Raw genomic sequence first — 14,762 nt, 5'->3', positions numbered from 1 at the left:
TAGTGTTTCGGTGGTCATAGCGTGAGGGAAACGCCCGGTTACATTCCGAACCCGGAAGCTAAGCCTTACAGCGCCGATGGTACTGCAGGGGGGACTCTGTGGGAGAGTAGGACACCGCCGAACAATTTTTGGGAAAGGCCCACGCCGTATGGCGTGGGCCTTTCTGCGTTTAGGGGCTCGGAGAGAAAACGGCAGGGGCCGACTGTAGCCCCTGCCACTCCGAGAATCTCCGGGAATCTCCGAGAATCAGAGTCGGCCCGCTGCTTTCAAGGCCAGATACGCATCCGCCAACGCGGGAGCGAGATCGTCAGGCGTCGCGTCCACGACCGTCACACCGTGCCGGCGAAGTTGCTCTGCGGTCCGATGCCGTTCGCTCTGGGCCTGTGCGGCCGCCGCTGCCTCGTACACCGCGTCGGCGTTTCCGCGGGCCGTCGCCATGCGTGCGATGTGCGGGTCGGCCACTGAAGCGAGCAGAACCGTGTGCCGTTGGGTCAGTTGGGAGAGCACGGGAAGCAGACCCTGTTCGACCGGAGCGGTGTCGAGCGTCGTGAGCAGGACGATCAGGGAACGGCGTGGAGCCGTGCGGAGCGCGGTGGCGGTCAGGCCGCGGGCGTCCGTTTCGACGAGCTCGGGCTCCAGCGTGGCCATTGCGTTGACCAGGGAGGGCAGGACGTCGCCCGCGGCGCGGCCCTGGACCAGAGCGCGGATCCGGCGGTCGTAGGCGAGGAGATCCACACGGTCGCCCGCGCGTGACGCGAGGGCCGCGAGGAGGAGTGCCGCGTCCATGGAAGCGTCCAGGCGGGGCGCGTCGCCGACTCGGCCGGCGGAAGTACGCCCGGTGTCGAGGACGAGCAGGATGCGCCGGTCGCGCTCAGGACGCCAGGTGCGTACCGCGACCGCGGACTGCCGTGCCGTTGCCCGCCAGTCGATGGAGCGGGTGTCGTCGCCTGGGACGTACTCGCGGAGGCTGTCGAATTCCGTGCCCTCGCCGCGGGTCAGGACGCTGGTGCGGCCGTCGAGTTCACGCAATCGGGCGAGTCTCGACGGCAGGTGCTTGCGGCTGGTGAAGGGGGGCAGAACCCGTACGGTCCAGGGCACTTTGTGGCCGCCCTGGCGGGAGAACAGGCCGAGGGGGCCGTAGGAGCGGATCGTGACGCGGTCCGCCTGGCGGTCGCCGCGCCGGGTCGGGCGCAGGCGGGTCGTGACGCGTCGGCGTTCGCCCGGGGGAACGGCCAGCTGGTGGCGTGAGGCCTCGACCTCCGTGCCGGGCTGCCAGCTGCTGGGTGGCCAGCCGTCCCTGAGGCGGGCCCGGAGAGGGCGCCCGGACGGGTTGGTCACCGTCAGGGTCACGTCCGCGGTCTCGCCCAGGCGGGCGGACGTGTCGCCGGAGCGGGTCAGCACGAGCCGTCGTACCGGAGCCGCCAGGGCGAAGTCGCAGGCGCAGGCCAGGGCCAGCGGGCCGTCGACGGCGAGGATGCCGGTCCAGCTCGGTCCCCAGATGCCGATGGGGATCGACCCGATGGCCGCGATGAGGGCGGCGCGCCCGGTGAGGGGCATCAGCGGGGGACCGGGACGTGGGCGAGGATCGCGTTGATGACGGAGTCGGCGGTCACGCCTTCCATCTCGGCCTCGGGGCGGAGTTGGACGCGGTGGCGGAGGGTGGGCAGGGCGAGGGCCTTGACGTCGTCGGGGATGACGTAGTCGCGGCCGGTCAGCCAGGCCCAGGCGCGGGCGGTGGCGAGCAGGGCGGTGGCGCCGCGCGGGGAGACGCCGAGGGTGAGGGACGGCGACTCGCGGGTGGCGCGGCAGATGTCGACGACGTAGGCGGTGATCTCGGGGGAGACGTTCGTCTTGGCGACGGCCGCGCGGGCGGCTTCGAGGTCGGCGGGGCCCGCGACGGGGCGTACGCCGGCGGCGCGCAGGTCGCGCGGGTTGAAGCCCTCGGCGTGCCGGGTGAGGACGGCGATCTCGTCCTGGCGGGAGGGGAGCGGGATCGTCAGTTTGAGGAGGAAGCGGTCGAGCTGGGCTTCGGGCAGGGGGTAGGTGCCCTCGTACTCGACGGGGTTCTGGGTCGCGGCGACCAGGAAGGGATCGGGGAGCAGGCGCGGGATGCCGTCGACGGTGACCTGGCGCTCCTCCATGGCTTCGAGGAGGGACGACTGGGTCTTGGGCGGGGTGCGGTTGATCTCGTCCGCGAGGAGGAGGTTGGTGAAGACCGGGCCGGGCTGGAAGGAGAACTCGGCGGTGCGGGTGTCGTAGACGAGCGAGCCCGTGACGTCGCTCGGCATGAGGTCGGGGGTGAACTGGACGCGCTTGGTCTCCAGTTCGAGTGCGGATGCGAGGGCGCGGACGAGCAACGTTTTGGCGACTCCGGGGACTCCTTCAAGGAGAACGTGTCCGCGGCAGAGGAGAGCGACGACGAGACCGGTCACGGCGGAGTCCTGGCCGACCACGGCTTTGGCGATCTCCGTGCGCAGGGCCTCCAGGGAGGCCCGGGCGTCGGCCGGGTTCCCGGTGTTCCCGGCGTTGTCAGTGGTCGGGTCCATCATGGACGGCGTACCTCTCTTTCGAGGGCGTCGAGCTGGTCGGTGAGGGTGATGAGGGCCGCGTCGTCGCCGGGCGGTGGTCCGAAGAGCAGGGCTTGCAGGGCCTGTCCGTCGCCGTGCAGGTGGGCGGAGAGGGCGGGGAGCAGGGCCTCGGGCGCGTGCGCCTGGGAGACGGGGACGCCTACGAGGGGGGCGAGACGGGTGCGGGCGGTGGAGCGAAGAGCGGCGGCCGCGCGGTCGCGGGCGCTGGCCTTGCGGTAGAGGCGGGCGCGGCCTTCGACGGTTTCGGAGGCGCGGATCGCCACGGGGAGTTTCTCGGGCACGAGGGGGCCGAGCCTGCGTGCCCGCCAGAAGGCGGCGAGGGCTGCGGCGATGAAGAGCTGCAGTGTGCCCCAGAGCCAGCCGGACGGGAGCAGGTCGAACAGGGATTTCTGGTCGCCGCTACCGGTGGCCGTGGCGTCGGAGAGCGAGGGGAGGTACCAGACCAGATGCGGGCGGGAGCCGAGGAGTTGGAGGGCGAGCGAGGCGTTGCCCTGCTTGTCGAGGCGGTCGTTGAGCAGGATGTCGGGCGCGCCGAGGACGACGGTGTCACCGCCTCCGGAGGCCGCGGGGATGCGGAGGAGCGTGGCCAGGCGCTGGCTGGGGTAGCAGGAGTCGGCGTCGAGGTGGGTGGTGGTGTAGCGGATGCCACCGGTGTCGGCGCTGCCCGCCCGCCGGGCCGCGGCCAGCGTGCAGTGGGGGTCGAGCGTGGACCGGACGCTGTTGGCGGGGTCGGCGGTGACGCCGGGAGCGAGCCGTTCGACGGACGTGCTGCCTGCGGCGACCAGGACGGTGCGGCCACCCGACCCGGCCGTCGACTTCTGCAGGAGCGACTGCTGATGCGGGGTCAGCAGGTCGGGGACGGCCACGAGGAGGGTGGTGTCGCGGCCGGCCGCGGCGCGCGCCTCGGCCAGCGTGGTGACCACGCGGGTGTCCACGCCCCGGTCGGCGAGGAGTTCGGCGACGGCGCGGCTGCCGTAGGGGTCGGCGGAGCGTGGGTCGAGGTCGCCGTGCCTGGTGTCGGAGCGGATGACGGCGATCGCCACGGCACCGGCGAGGACCAGCACCACGGCGAGGACGATGCCCCGGGTCCTGGTCCACACCTGGCGGGTGGTGGGCGCGGTGGAAGTGGCCGGGAAGACGACGCCGGTGGTCATTCGGCGGCTCCCTGGCGGCTGTTGTGGGTCGTGCTGTCGGCGCTGCTGGAGCTGTTGGCGCTGCCGGCCAGGATCGGCTTGGCGCGCTCCAGGTCGCGGTCGAGGTCGGCGATGCGCTCGTACGACGCCTGGGTCGCCCTGCGGCCGCCGTACGTCACGTCGTCGAACTCCCGGGCCGCGGTGCGCAGCCGGTCGGTGTGGGCGGGCAGGGCGCGGCCGGCCTCGGCGGCGGCCTCGTCGGCGGTGCGGCCGGGGCGGACGTCGAGGAGGGCGCGTTCCTCCAGGGCGCGGACGACGGCGCGCATGCGTTCCTGGAGGGCCTGGTTCCAGTGGCCCTGGGCGGCGTGTGCCTCGGCGGCCGCGCGGTGTTCGGCGGCGCTGCGGGGGCGGTCGTCGAACAGGGTGGCGGCGGAGACGGGTTGGCGGCGGGGGGCGCCCAGGCGCCACCACAGGGCGCCCAGGACGGCAAGGACGGCCAGGACCACCACGACCAGGCCCAGTGCGCCTCCGGGTGTCGCGGACGCGGCGGCGGAGAGCAGGCGGCCGACCCAGTCCAGCACGGCGTTCAGGGCGCGCTGGAACAGGCCGGGGTCGTTCTCGTGGTACATCCGCTTGGACAGTTCACGCCGTGCCGCTTCCTGCGCGGGGTCGCGTGGGATGGTCACGGGCGGCTGGCCGTCCGAGCCGGTCAGCGCCAGCAGCGCCGTGTCCCGGACTCGCGACAGGCCTCGTACGGCCTCGTCGGCGGCGCGTGGCAGGGTTGCGGGCACCGCTGTGAGGACTCCCCCCGTCGGGCTCACCGCATCAGCTCCCCGGGACGGTGCCGGGGGTGCCGGCGCCGTAGTTCTCGACTCCTGCGGCGCGGGCCAGTTCGAGGTCGAGGGCCTCGCGGCGGATGCGCTGGTCGATGTAGAGGAGCACGGTGACGCCTGCGTTGATCGGGAAGGTGAGCATGGAGCCGATCACCGCGCCGATGCCGCTGATGACGAGGAACGTCCAGCCGTAGTTGTCGTTGGTGTTCTCCAGGAAGCCGGTCAGGCCGTGGCCGCCGGCGTAGGCCCCGATCAGGGTGAAGGGGACCACGGCGAGCGACGAGACGATGTTGGCGATGATCGAGGCGAGGAACTGGATGCCGAAGACCCGCCACCAGGAGCCGCGGACGAGTTTGGTGGAGCGGCCCAGCGACTTGGTGATGCTCTGCTTCTCCAGCATCAGCGCGGGCGAGGCCAGGGAGAAGCGGACCATCAGCCAGACGGTGACGACGGCGCCGGCGAGGATGCCGAGGATGAGCAGGGCGGCGATGGCGCCGCCCGGGCCGCCGGCGATCGCGACGACGATGCCGGGCAGTGCGCCGACGAGCAGGACGCCGACCGCGATGAGCCCGGTCAGGAGGATGAGGCCGCACAGCTTGAGGACCTGCGGGCGGGCGTCGCGCCAGGCCTCGGCGATGGTCACGGACTTGCCGAGTACGGCGCGGCTGGTGACGGTCGTCAGCAGGGCTGTCGCGATGATGGTGCCGACCAGGGTGATCAGCAGGACGGCGCCCGAGCTGAGCGCGACCTCGCCGGCGGCGCGGCTGATCTCGGTGAGGGAGGCGCTCGGGTCGTTGAGGGCGTCGGTGGTCTCGGTGTCGTTCAGGACGAGGCCCTGGAGGAGGATCACCGCGACCTCGGTGATGACGGCGACCGTCAGCGAGATGCCGAGGACCGTGCGCCAGTAGGTGCGCATGGTGGAGACGGCGCCGTCGAGGATCTCGCCGACGCCGAGCGGGCGGAGCGGGATCACGCCGGGCTTGGCGGCGGGCGGGGGACCGCCCCAGCCGCCGCCCCAGGCTCCGTATCCGCCGGGTCCGCCGGGCGGCCCGTATCCGCCCGGTCCTCCGCCGTAGCCTCCGGGTCCGGGCCCTCCGTAGCCTCCGTAGCCGCCGCCGGGGGGCCGGCCGCCCCAGCCGGGGCCGGGGGGTGGGGGCGGCGGTGCCTGGCCTGGTGCCGGGGCGCCGGTGGGCGCGGACCACTGGCCGGGCGGCGGCTGCTCCTTGGACCACTGCGAGCCGGTGCCCTGTGGATCCGTGCCCGGCTGATCGGCGGGCGGTTCGACAGGCCCTGCGGGGACGGGGCGGTCGGCAGGGGCGGACGCGCCGGGTTCCCGCCCGTCGGACGAGGCGGATCCGGGCGAGGCCCAGCCCGGAGTGTCGTTCATCGAAGCTCCTTCACGGTGCCCGTCCGCGAGCGCGGTGGCAGGTTGGCTGCCATCGTGCCATGGGGTGGGCGCCCAGTGACCGGCCGCGGTAGAGGCTGCGCACCTTCAATTGTCCGCCGGATACGGGGCAGACTGAGCGCATGGCTGATCAGTACGCGCAAACCGGCGAGGACAAGCGGCCGACGGGAATGCCGGTGATCCGGTGGGAGGAGCCGCCCGAAGGTCCTGTGGTGGTCCTCCTCGACCAGACCAGACTGCCGGCGGAGGAGGTCGAGCTGGTGTGCACGGACGCGTCGGCGCTGGTCGAGGCGATCCGTTCGCTCGCGGTGCGCGGTGCGCCGTTGCTCGGGATAGCGGGCGCGTACGGTGTGGCGCTCGCCGCCGTGCGGGGCTTCGACGTGGACGAGGCCGCGGTGGCGCTGTCGGGTGCCCGGCCCACGGCCGTGAACCTGTCCGTCGGGGTGCGCAGGGCCGTGTCGGCGTACCGGTCCGCCCTGGCCGAGGGCGGGGACGGTGGGGCGGCGGCCGCGGCGGCGCTGGGTGCGGCGCGGGCGCTGCACCGGGAGGATGCCGAGGGCAGCGCCCGGATGGCCGGGCACGGACTGGCGCTGCTGGATGAACTGCTGCCCGGCGGAGGGCACCGGATCCTCACCCACTGCAACACCGGTTCGCTGGTGTCGGGCGGGGAGGGCACGGCGTTCGCGGTGGCCCTCGGGGCGCACCGGGCGGGGCGGCTGCGGCGGCTCTGGGTGGACGAAACGCGCCCGTTGCTGCAGGGTGCGCGCCTGACGGCGTACGAGGCGGCGCGCAGCGGCATGGCGTACACCCTGCTCACCGACAACGCGGCCGGTTCGCTGTTCGCGGCGGGGGAGGTGGACGCGGTGCTGATCGGGGCGGACCGGATAGCGGCCGACGGATCGGTGGCGAACAAGGTGGGGAGCTATCCGCTCGCGGTGCTCGCGCGCTACCACCATGTGCCGTTCATCGTGGTGGCGCCGTTGACGACGGTGGACCCGCAGACACCTGACGGGGCGTCCATCGAGGTCGAACAGCGCCCCGGATGCGAGGTGACCGAGGTCACAGTGCCGCAGGTGCCGGTGGCGGGGGCGGGCGGCGGGATTCCGGTGGCGCCCCTGGGGACCCAGGCGTACAACCCGGCGTTCGACGTGACGCCGCCCGAGTTGGTGACGGCGATCGTCACCGAGGCAGGCGCCGTTTCGCCCGTGACGGCCGAGGGTCTCGCGGAGCTCTGTGCCCGGCCACGCCACGTTCCGGGCTGATCCGGGCCGGGTGATACTCGTCCATGAGCAGAATTGCCGAGGTCATCGTGTTGGCCAGGGACGCAAGAGAGATCATGGAACCGCTGACCCGGCCGGACGACAGCCGTGGGTGGACCGGCCGCTTCACGGATATCGGGCACGGCATGTTCGAGGGCTGGGCCGTCGAGTTCGTGCGCCGGAGGGGCTGGATCGGGCTGCTGGACCACCTGGGGTCGTTGCCCTGGCCGTCGCCGCACTCCGTGCAGGTCCTGATCCACGACGAGGAGGACGACTGCTTCGGGCTGTGGATGATGCACGACGGCAGGCTCGTCGAGGTGCCGCTGCCACGTACCGAGCGCTATTTCTGGACAGACCACTACACGGGCAAGGCCGATCCGGACAGTCCGGGAATCCTGACCCGTACGGACAGGTACGACGCGTCGCCCGAAGGCGGCTGACCGCCGATGCGGCCACCGACGCGTGCGCCCTGGGCCGTCCGTCGCGGTCCCGGGCGGGCCGGCATCCGTCGCTGACATCGACGCCGGCGGACGGGGGCAGACAGTGACGGTCTCCTGCGGCTATCGTCACTGGCCGGTGACCCTGGTCACCTGCGCAACCTTCACTGTTATGAGAATGGGATGATGTCGTTTATGAAGGGACGAGTCCTTGTCGTCGACGACGACACCGCACTGGCCGAGATGCTCGGCATCGTGCTGCGTGGTGAAGGTTTTGAGCCGTCTTTCGTAGCCGACGGCGACAAGGCGCTGGCCGCTTTCCGTGAGACCAAGCCCGACCTGGTGCTGCTGGACCTGATGCTGCCCGGTCGGGACGGTATCGAGGTGTGCCGTCTGATCAGGGCGGAGTCCGGGGTGCCGATCGTGATGCTCACGGCGAAGAGCGACACCGTCGACGTGGTCGTGGGCCTGGAGTCGGGCGCGGACGACTACATCGTGAAGCCGTTCAAGCCGAAGGAGCTGGTCGCCCGGATCCGGGCCCGGCTGCGGAGGTCGGAGGAGCCGGCGCCGGAGCAGCTCGCCATAGGTGACCTGGTCATCGACGTGGCCGGGCACTCGGTGAAGCGGGACGGGCAGTCGATCGCGCTGACCCCGCTGGAGTTCGACCTGCTGGTCGCGCTCGCCCGCAAGCCATGGCAGGTGTTCACCCGTGAGGTGCTCCTGGAGCAGGTCTGGGGCTACCGGCACGCGGCCGACACCCGCCTCGTCAATGTTCACGTCCAGCGGCTGCGCTCCAAGGTCGAGAAGGACCCGGAGCGGCCGGAGATCGTGGTGACCGTCCGTGGTGTCGGATACAAGGCGGGACCGAGCTGACATGTCCGGTGACAGTGCCGCTTCGGCCCCCGGCCGGTCCGGGGACCGTCCGGAGCGGCCTGTCGGCGGGAAGCGGTTCGGTTCGCGCTGGCGGCTGATCTTCGAGGGCGGCCTGCTCCAGGGCGGGGTTCAGGGCAGCCCGGTGCTGCGCCTGTTCATGCGCTGGGTGCGACGGCCGCTGCTGCCGGTCATGCGGCTGTGGCGGCGCAACATCCAGCTCAAGGTCGTCGTCACGACCCTGCTGATGTCGCTGGGCGTCGTCCTGCTGCTTGGCTTCGTCGTCATCGGGCAGGTGCGCAACGGCCTGCTGGACGCCAAGGTGAAGGCCTCGCAGAGCCAGGCCACCGGTGGTTTCGCGGTGGCCAAGCAGAAGGCCGACGAGGCCGCGACCGGCACCGGTGACACCGCGGAGTCGGCGGACGGGCGGCAGTCGCAGAACGTCACCTCGTGGATGAGTGACCTCGTCGAGTCCCTCTCCAGCGGCGGCCAGGGCGCCTTCGACGTGGTCACACTGCCCGCGGGCGACAACAACAGCGGCGGCGGGCGCACCCGCGCCTCCGGGCAGGTCGACCCGACGGCCAGCGTGCCCGACGACCTGCGCACGCGGGTCAACGGCAATACGACGGCCGCGCAGAGCTACACCCGGATCATCTACACGGACGACAAGGATTCGCAGCCCGCGCTGGTCATCGGCAAGCAGGTCAGCGATCCGAACAACGACCCGTACGAGCTGTACTACCTCTTCCCGCTCACCCAGGAGGAGAAGTCCCTCAGCCTGGTCAAGGGCACGCTGGCGACCGCCGGGCTGTTCGTCGTCGTCCTCCTCGGGGCCATCGCCTGGCTCGTCGTACGGCAGGTCGTCACGCCCGTGCGGATGGCGGCCGGGATCGCCGAGCGGCTGTCGGCCGGGCGGCTCCAGGAGCGGATGAAGGTCACCGGCGAGGACGACATCGCGCGGCTCGGCGAGGCCTTCAACAAGATGGCGCAGAACCTCCAGCTGAAGATCCAGCAGCTGGAGGACCTGTCGCGGATGCAGCGCCGGTTCGTGTCGGACGTCTCGCACGAGCTGCGGACGCCGTTGACGACCGTCCGGATGGCGGCCGACGTCATCCACGAGGCCCGCGAGGACTTCGACCCGGTGACCGCACGGTCCGCGGAGCTGCTCGCCGACCAGCTGGACCGGTTCGAGTCGCTCCTCGCCGACCTGCTGGAGATCAGCCGCTTCGACGCGGGCGCGGCGGCGCTGGAGGCCGAGCCGATAGACCTCAGGGAGGTCGTGCGGCGGGTGGTCAGCGGGGCCGCGCCGCTCGCGGAGCGCAAGGGCACGCACATACGCGTGTTCGGCGACCTGCAGCCCGTGGTGGCCGAGGCGGACGCCCGGCGCGTGGAGCGGGTGCTGCGCAACCTGGTCGTCAACGCCGTCGAGCACGGTGAGGGCAAGGACGTCGTCGTCAAACTGGCCTCGGCCGGCGGGGCGGTCGCGATCGCGGTGCGCGACTACGGGGTCGGGCTCAAGCCCGGCGAGGCGACCCGGGTCTTCAGCCGCTTCTGGCGGGCCGACCCGGCACGCGCGCGTACCACGGGTGGTACGGGCCTGGGGCTGTCGATCGCCCTGGAGGACGCGCGGCTGCACGGCGGCTGGCTGCAGGCGTGGGGGGAGCCGGGCGGCGGCTCGCAGTTCCGGCTGACGCTCCCGAGGACGGCGGACGAGCCGTTGCGGGGTTCGCCGATACCCCTGGAGCCCAAGGACTCCCGGCGCAACCGGGGACTCGGCGAGGCCGGTCTGCCGGGCGGTGGCGAGGACAAGCGGGCCACCGTGCCGGTGCAGCCCGGCGGCGGTCAGGCGTCGTCGCTCGCGCCGATGGCGCAGCGGATGGCCGCCGTGGCCCCCACCGCCGACCCGACCGCGCTGCCCGGCAACGGCGCGCGCGTGGTGCCCCGCCCGGCCCAGGGCGCTCGGCGTCAGGAAGGTACGGCCGAGACCGGTCAGGGCGACGGGGCGGACGAGTCGAACAAGCCAGGGGAGGCATTTCGTGGGCGCTGACCGCGAGGGGAGCGCCCGGCGCAGACCGGCGCGCGCGGTGGCGTACGCCGCCTGTGGGGCCGTGGTGCTGGCGGGCTGTGCCTCCATGCCGGACAGCGGCGACCTGCGGGACGTCGAGTCGACGCCGCGGCAGGACACGCAGGTGCGGGTCTTCGCCATGCCGCCGCAGCAGGACGCGTCGTCCACGGAGATCGTGCAGGGTTTCCTGGAAGCCCTGACCAGCGACGACCCGGACTACGACACGGCGCGCAAGTACCTGACCAAGGCGGCCGCGAAGACCTGGGAGCCGGAGTCGCAGGCCATGGTGCTGGCGAACGGGCCGAGCATCCAGACGGACCCGCGGCCGGCGAACCGTGAGGGCACGAACAGCATCACCTACATGCTGCAGGGCAGCCGGGTGGCCACCGTCGACGCGCAGCAGGCGTACGCGCCCGCGGACGGGGCCTACCGCAGGACGGTGCACCTGACGAGGGACGCCAAGAGCGGCCAGTGGCGGATCGACTCCTTGCCGCAGGGAGTCGTGATGGGCAAGTCCGACTTCCAGCGCAACTACACGTCGGTCGACAAGTACTACTTCGCCTCGGACACGTCGGCCGGGGAGACCGGGCAGCCGGTGGCGGTGGCCGATCCCGTCTTCGTGCGCAGCCGGGTGGATCCGACGACCCAGCTGGTGCGTTCGCTGCTCAGCGGTCCCACCGCCTGGCTCGGCCCGGTGGTCCGGTCGAGTTTCCCGACCGGTACGGCGCTGAAGAAGGGCGTGTCGGGGCTGACCCCCGACGACCAGAACCAGCTCACGGTGCCGCTGAACGTCAAGGCGTCCCGGATCGGCTCCGCCAAGTGCGGCGAGATGGCGACCCAGTTGCTCTTCACGCTGCGCAACCTGACGCCCACCGTGGACTCGGTGGCGCTGCGGTCCGTGAACGGCGCCCACATGTGCGAGGCCACCGAGGAGCAGGCCGAGGCGACCGCCTGGCGTGCCTCCACCAAGCGCCCCGACTACCTGTACTTCCTCGATGCCAAGCGCCGGCTGGTGCGGATGACGACCAGTGGCACCAGCGCGGTCGCGGTGCCCGGCCCGTTCGGCGCGGGCACCAAGCCGCTGCGGTCGGTGGCGGTCGCCCGCGACGAGCGGACCGCGGCGGGGGTCACCAGCGACGCCAGGGCGCTGTACGTCACCTCGCTCGCGTCGGACGGTTCGCTGGGCGACGCCGTTCTGACCAGTCACGGTGCGACCGCGGACGACCGGCTGACGGCGCCGAGCTGGGACGCCCGCGGTGACCTGTGGGTGGCCGACCGCGACCCCGCCAAGCCGCAGCTGTACATGCTGGCGCAGGGCGTCGGCCAGCCGCTGGCGGTGCAGATCCCCGAGCTGAACGGCCGCATCAAGAGCGTCCGGGTCGCCGCCGACGGAGTACGGATCGCGCTCGTCGTGGAGAAGGACGGCAAGCAGTCCTTGCTCGTCGGGCGGATCGAGCGCACCAAGTCCGATGACCAGCAGGAGGTTTCGGTCCTCGAACTGCGTTCCGCGACCCCCGGATCCGAGGAGGTCACCGCGATGTCCTGGGCTGGCGACAGCCGGCTCGTGGTGGTCGGGCGCGAGCAGGGCGGCGTGCAGCAGACGCGCTACGTCCAGGTCGACGGCTCGACCCCGGACGGGCCGGCGCCCGCGGCGCTCACGGGTGTCCTGGCGATCGCCGCGTCCGAGGACGACCGGGTGCCGCTGGTGGCCGACTCGCAGGACGACGGCATCGTCCGGCTGCCGACCGGGGCGCAGTGGCAGAAGCTGGTCAAGGACGGGGAAGCGCCGGTCTACCCCGGGTAGGCGTTCGCGCGTCCCCGGCGGTCTCCGGTGCCCCCGTCTGCCACAAGCCTTACATCCGCTTACCGGCGGACGACTTCGGGAACGCAGGTCGTCCGCAGTGGCTGTGGTTCTCGCCGGCGCCGATGCCGCGCATGCTGCCGTACCAGTGACATGACGCTACGGAGAAATCGAACAAGCGTCCAAGAGATTTCGGCGCGGAAGGCCGTCAATTCGGGTTGTCCACAGGGCGGATGGCTCGGCACCCTGGTTCTGGCACAGTGATGGGCATGCAGGGGTGGTGGCGGGACCTCGCCGACCTGGTGCTGCCGGCCGAGTGCGGAGGCTGTGGGGCGCCTCGCACGGTGCTCTGCGACGAGTGCCGTGCCGCCCTGGGCGGGGCCGTACCGCGCCGCGTGCGACCGGCGCCGGAGCCGTCCGGGCTGCCGGCGGTGTACGCGGCGGCGCCTTACGCGGACGAGGTACGGGCGGCTCTCCTCGCCCACAAGGAACGCGGTGCGCTGGCGCTCGCCGGTGCGCTGGGCGCGGCGCTGGCGGGAGCGGTGCGGGCCGGGCTGCGCGACGGCCTCGGGGACGGCCCGGCCGGGCTGCGGGACGGCCGGAGCGTGCGGATCGTCGCCTCGTGGAGCGGTACGGCGGGTGGTGCCGGCGGCTCCGGGCCCGTGCTGCTCGTGCCCGTGCCGTCGGCGCCGTGGGCCGTGCGGGCGCGGGGGCACGACCCGGTGCGGCGGATCGCCCGCGCGGCGGCCGTGGAGCTGCGGCGCGCCGGGGCCCCGGCCCGGGTGGTCCCGGTGCTGCGGCAGCGGCGGGCCGTCGCCGACCAGTCGGGGCTCAACGCCCGGCAGCGGTTCGCGAATCTCGCGGGCGCCCTGGAGGTGACGGCGGGTGGCGCCCGGCTGCTGGCCGGGGGCCGGGTGGTCCTCGTCGACGACCTCGTCACCACGGGCGCCACCCTCATCGAGGCGGCGCGTGCGGTACGGGAGGCCGCCGGGGCCGAAGGGGCGGGAGAGACGACAACGGCTGTGTATCGGCGCGCGGCTTGGGAAGGAAGGGAGGAACGGAAGACCGGACCAGGGGAAGAGCGAGCGAAGTGGGCACGGAACGCATCGGGAATGGCCGAGGTGAACGGCCTCGCGGGGCCGGTCCGCGCCGCTGTGGTCGCCGCCGCTCCGGATTCTTTCGAAATGAACCGGAACTGACCGTGAACGTACATCGTTGCAGGTAGTGACGGAGTCTATTCACCTGAATGGAGGTACGCATCAGTAGAGGGTGACGACATCCGTCCGGGCGAGATATGTTCGGTTGTGAGGGAGAAAGCCGCAGGCCATGTCTCCCCTATCCGAATGCCGTGCCGCGGGTTTTCCGCAATCATCGCGGTGCTGGGGTGCAGATCTTGCCCATGGGGGAGGAGGAGGTGAAGTCGCCGAGTCCGAGGCTCCGGGGTTCACCGGAGCTGGGTGCAAAAGGGAGATGCTCCGCAGTGCAGCGGAGTGATCCGGGAACGGAGTTCTGCGTGGACATCGTCGTCAAGGGCCGCAAGACCGAGGTGCCCGAGCGGTTCCGCAAGCACGTGGCCGAGAAGCTGAAGCTGGAGAAGATCCAGAAGCTCGACGGCAAGGTGATCAGCCTCGACGTCGAGGTGTCCAAGGAGCCCAACCCCCGACAGGCCGACCGTTGCGATCGAGTGGAGATCACGCTCCGCTCCCGCGGTCCGGTGATCCGGGCGGAGGCAGCGGCCAGTGACCCGTACGCGGCACTCGACCTGGCGGCGGAGAAGCTGGACGCGCGGCTGCGCAAGCAGCACGACAAGCGGTTCTCCCGCCGCGGCGCACGACGGATCCCGGCCGCCGAGGTCGCCGACCACGTCCCGGGCGCGGCGACGCTCAACGGGAACGGCAGCCCCGTCCACTCCGAGGACGCGGACGGAGTGCCCACCAAGAAGATGGGCTCCCTCGAGGTGCAGGGCGAAGGCCCCCTCGTCGTCCGCGAGAAGACGCATGTCGCCGCCCCGATGACCCTCGACCAGGCTCTCTACGAGATGGAGCTGGTCGGACACGACTTCTACCTGTTCGTCGACTCCGAGACCAAGGAGCCGAGTGTCGTCTACCGGCGGCACGCGTACGACTACGGCGTCATCCACCTCAACACGGACCCGATGGTCGCCCAGGCGCAACCGCCCGCGGCGGGAGGCACGTTGGGCGGCTGACCGGCCCGGCCGGCAGCTGAGCCGGTGCCCCTGGAAGCGCGCGTGCGCCCCCAGGGGCACCGGTGTGCGACCACTTCGCGCCCCGCTCGGTCCCCCCGTTGTCGCCCAGGCATGGAATCATGGCCAGGGCGGCCCAACCGGTGGGCCGCTGCCTTGGGTTGGCGG

At 72.1% G+C, this 14,762-nt stretch carries 12 protein-coding genes and 1 rRNA gene; 8 read left to right on the top strand and 5 right to left on the bottom strand.

The features are described 5' to 3' along the window. The first annotated feature begins 6 nt into the window (after positions 1 to 6). A 5S ribosomal RNA gene (rrf, locus tag ACGF5O_RS47195) occupies positions 7 to 123 on the top strand. 123 nt (positions 124 to 246) lie between these two features. Here the strand turns inward: rrf and ACGF5O_RS47190 are convergent. From ACGF5O_RS47190 to ACGF5O_RS47170, 5 genes are read right to left on the bottom strand one after another with little or no spacing between them, the layout of a single operon-like run. Further along, positions 247 to 1,557 (bottom strand): DUF58 domain-containing protein, encoded by a 1,311-nt coding sequence (locus tag ACGF5O_RS47190; protein ID WP_393816134.1) that lies wholly within the window; start codon positions 1,555 to 1,557, stop codon positions 247 to 249. Then, the gene (locus tag ACGF5O_RS47185) at positions 1,557 to 2,546 is read right to left on the bottom strand and encodes an AAA family ATPase (RefSeq protein WP_393816137.1); all 990 of its coding nucleotides are present in this window, start codon (positions 2,544 to 2,546) and stop codon (positions 1,557 to 1,559) included. Before ACGF5O_RS47185 ends, ACGF5O_RS47190 begins: the two co-directional genes overlap by 1 nt. Further along, positions 2,546 to 3,742 carry a DUF4350 domain-containing protein gene (locus tag ACGF5O_RS47180; protein ID WP_393816133.1) on the bottom strand — a complete coding sequence of 399 codons (1,197 nt, stop codon included), beginning with the start codon at positions 3,740 to 3,742 and terminating at the stop codon, positions 2,546 to 2,548. The genes ACGF5O_RS47185 and ACGF5O_RS47180 overlap by 1 nt, the downstream gene beginning before the upstream one ends. Then, positions 3,739 to 4,542: a DUF4129 domain-containing protein gene (locus tag ACGF5O_RS47175; RefSeq protein WP_393816132.1), complete on the bottom strand. Its 804-nt coding sequence runs from the start codon at positions 4,540 to 4,542 to the stop codon at positions 3,739 to 3,741. Before ACGF5O_RS47175 ends, ACGF5O_RS47180 begins: the two co-directional genes overlap by 4 nt. 4 nt (positions 4,543 to 4,546) lie before the next feature. Continuing rightward, positions 4,547 to 5,941 (bottom strand): hypothetical protein, encoded by a 1,395-nt coding sequence (locus ACGF5O_RS47170; protein ID WP_393816131.1) that lies wholly within the window; start codon positions 5,939 to 5,941, stop codon positions 4,547 to 4,549. 140 nt (positions 5,942 to 6,081) lie between these two features. Between ACGF5O_RS47170 and mtnA the strand changes: the two genes are divergently transcribed. The 7 genes from mtnA to hpf all read left to right on the top strand — a co-directional run bounded on the left by mtnA (position 6,082) and on the right by hpf (position 14,597). Continuing rightward, positions 6,082 to 7,221, top strand: a complete 1,140-nt coding sequence (gene mtnA, locus ACGF5O_RS47165) for an S-methyl-5-thioribose-1-phosphate isomerase (RefSeq protein WP_393816130.1) — start codon at positions 6,082 to 6,084, stop codon at positions 7,219 to 7,221. Positions 7,222 to 7,244: 23 nt separating this feature from the next. Beyond that, on the top strand, positions 7,245 to 7,658 hold the full coding sequence (locus ACGF5O_RS47160; RefSeq protein WP_393816129.1) for a hypothetical protein: 414 nt from the start codon (positions 7,245 to 7,247) through the stop codon (positions 7,656 to 7,658). Positions 7,659 to 7,838: 180 nt separating this feature from the next. Next, a complete protein-coding gene (mtrA, locus tag ACGF5O_RS47155; protein WP_015659998.1) occupies positions 7,839 to 8,528 on the top strand; it encodes a two-component system response regulator MtrA in 690 nt (229 codons plus the stop codon). Position 8,529: 1 nt separating this feature from the next. Continuing rightward, positions 8,530 to 10,572 (top strand): MtrAB system histidine kinase MtrB, encoded by a 2,043-nt coding sequence (mtrB, locus tag ACGF5O_RS47150; protein WP_393816128.1) that lies wholly within the window; start codon positions 8,530 to 8,532, stop codon positions 10,570 to 10,572. Continuing rightward, positions 10,562 to 12,394 (top strand): LpqB family beta-propeller domain-containing protein, encoded by a 1,833-nt coding sequence (locus tag ACGF5O_RS47145; protein WP_393816127.1) that lies wholly within the window; start codon positions 10,562 to 10,564, stop codon positions 12,392 to 12,394. Before mtrB ends, ACGF5O_RS47145 begins: the two co-directional genes overlap by 11 nt. Before the next feature lie 266 nt (positions 12,395 to 12,660). Beyond that, on the top strand, positions 12,661 to 13,590 hold the full coding sequence (locus tag ACGF5O_RS47140) for a ComF family protein (protein WP_393816126.1): 930 nt from the start codon (positions 12,661 to 12,663) through the stop codon (positions 13,588 to 13,590). A 314-nt stretch (positions 13,591 to 13,904) separates the two neighbouring features. Continuing rightward, on the top strand, positions 13,905 to 14,597 hold the full coding sequence (gene hpf / locus ACGF5O_RS47135) for a ribosome hibernation-promoting factor, HPF/YfiA family (protein ID WP_393816125.1): 693 nt from the start codon (positions 13,905 to 13,907) through the stop codon (positions 14,595 to 14,597). Positions 14,598 to 14,762 lie beyond the last annotated feature (165 nt).

Source organism: Streptomyces sp. NPDC048291, from assembly GCF_043201715.1.
GTDB lineage: Bacteria > Actinomycetota > Actinomycetes > Streptomycetales > Streptomycetaceae > Streptomyces.
The sequence above is the reverse complement of the archived record's forward strand: the minus strand, read 5'-3'. Positions and strand labels throughout refer to the sequence as shown.

Excerpts from the sequence above, each read along its gene's own strand:
- ACGF5O_RS47180 (WP_393816133.1), bottom strand. The coding sequence starts at position 3,742 with ATGACCACCGGCGTCGTCTTCCCGGCCACTTCCACCGCGCCCACCACC.
- mtrB (WP_393816128.1), top strand. The coding sequence starts at position 8,530 with ATGTCCGGTGACAGTGCCGCTTCGGCCCCCGGCCGGTCCGGGGACCGT.
- ACGF5O_RS47160 (WP_393816129.1), top strand. The coding sequence starts at position 7,245 with ATGAGCAGAATTGCCGAGGTCATCGTGTTGGCCAGGGACGCAAGAGAG.
- mtrA (WP_015659998.1), top strand. The coding sequence starts at position 7,839 with ATGATGTCGTTTATGAAGGGACGAGTCCTTGTCGTCGACGACGACACC.
- ACGF5O_RS47185 (WP_393816137.1), bottom strand. The coding sequence starts at position 2,546 with ATGGACCCGACCACTGACAACGCCGGGAACACCGGGAACCCGGCCGAC.
- ACGF5O_RS47170 (WP_393816131.1), bottom strand. The coding sequence starts at position 5,941 with ATGAACGACACTCCGGGCTGGGCCTCGCCCGGATCCGCCTCGTCCGAC.
- ACGF5O_RS47190 (WP_393816134.1), bottom strand. The coding sequence starts at position 1,557 with ATGCCCCTCACCGGGCGCGCCGCCCTCATCGCGGCCATCGGGTCGATC.
- ACGF5O_RS47140 (WP_393816126.1), top strand. The coding sequence starts at position 12,661 with ATGCAGGGGTGGTGGCGGGACCTCGCCGACCTGGTGCTGCCGGCCGAG.
- mtnA (WP_393816130.1), top strand. The coding sequence starts at position 6,082 with ATGGCTGATCAGTACGCGCAAACCGGCGAGGACAAGCGGCCGACGGGA.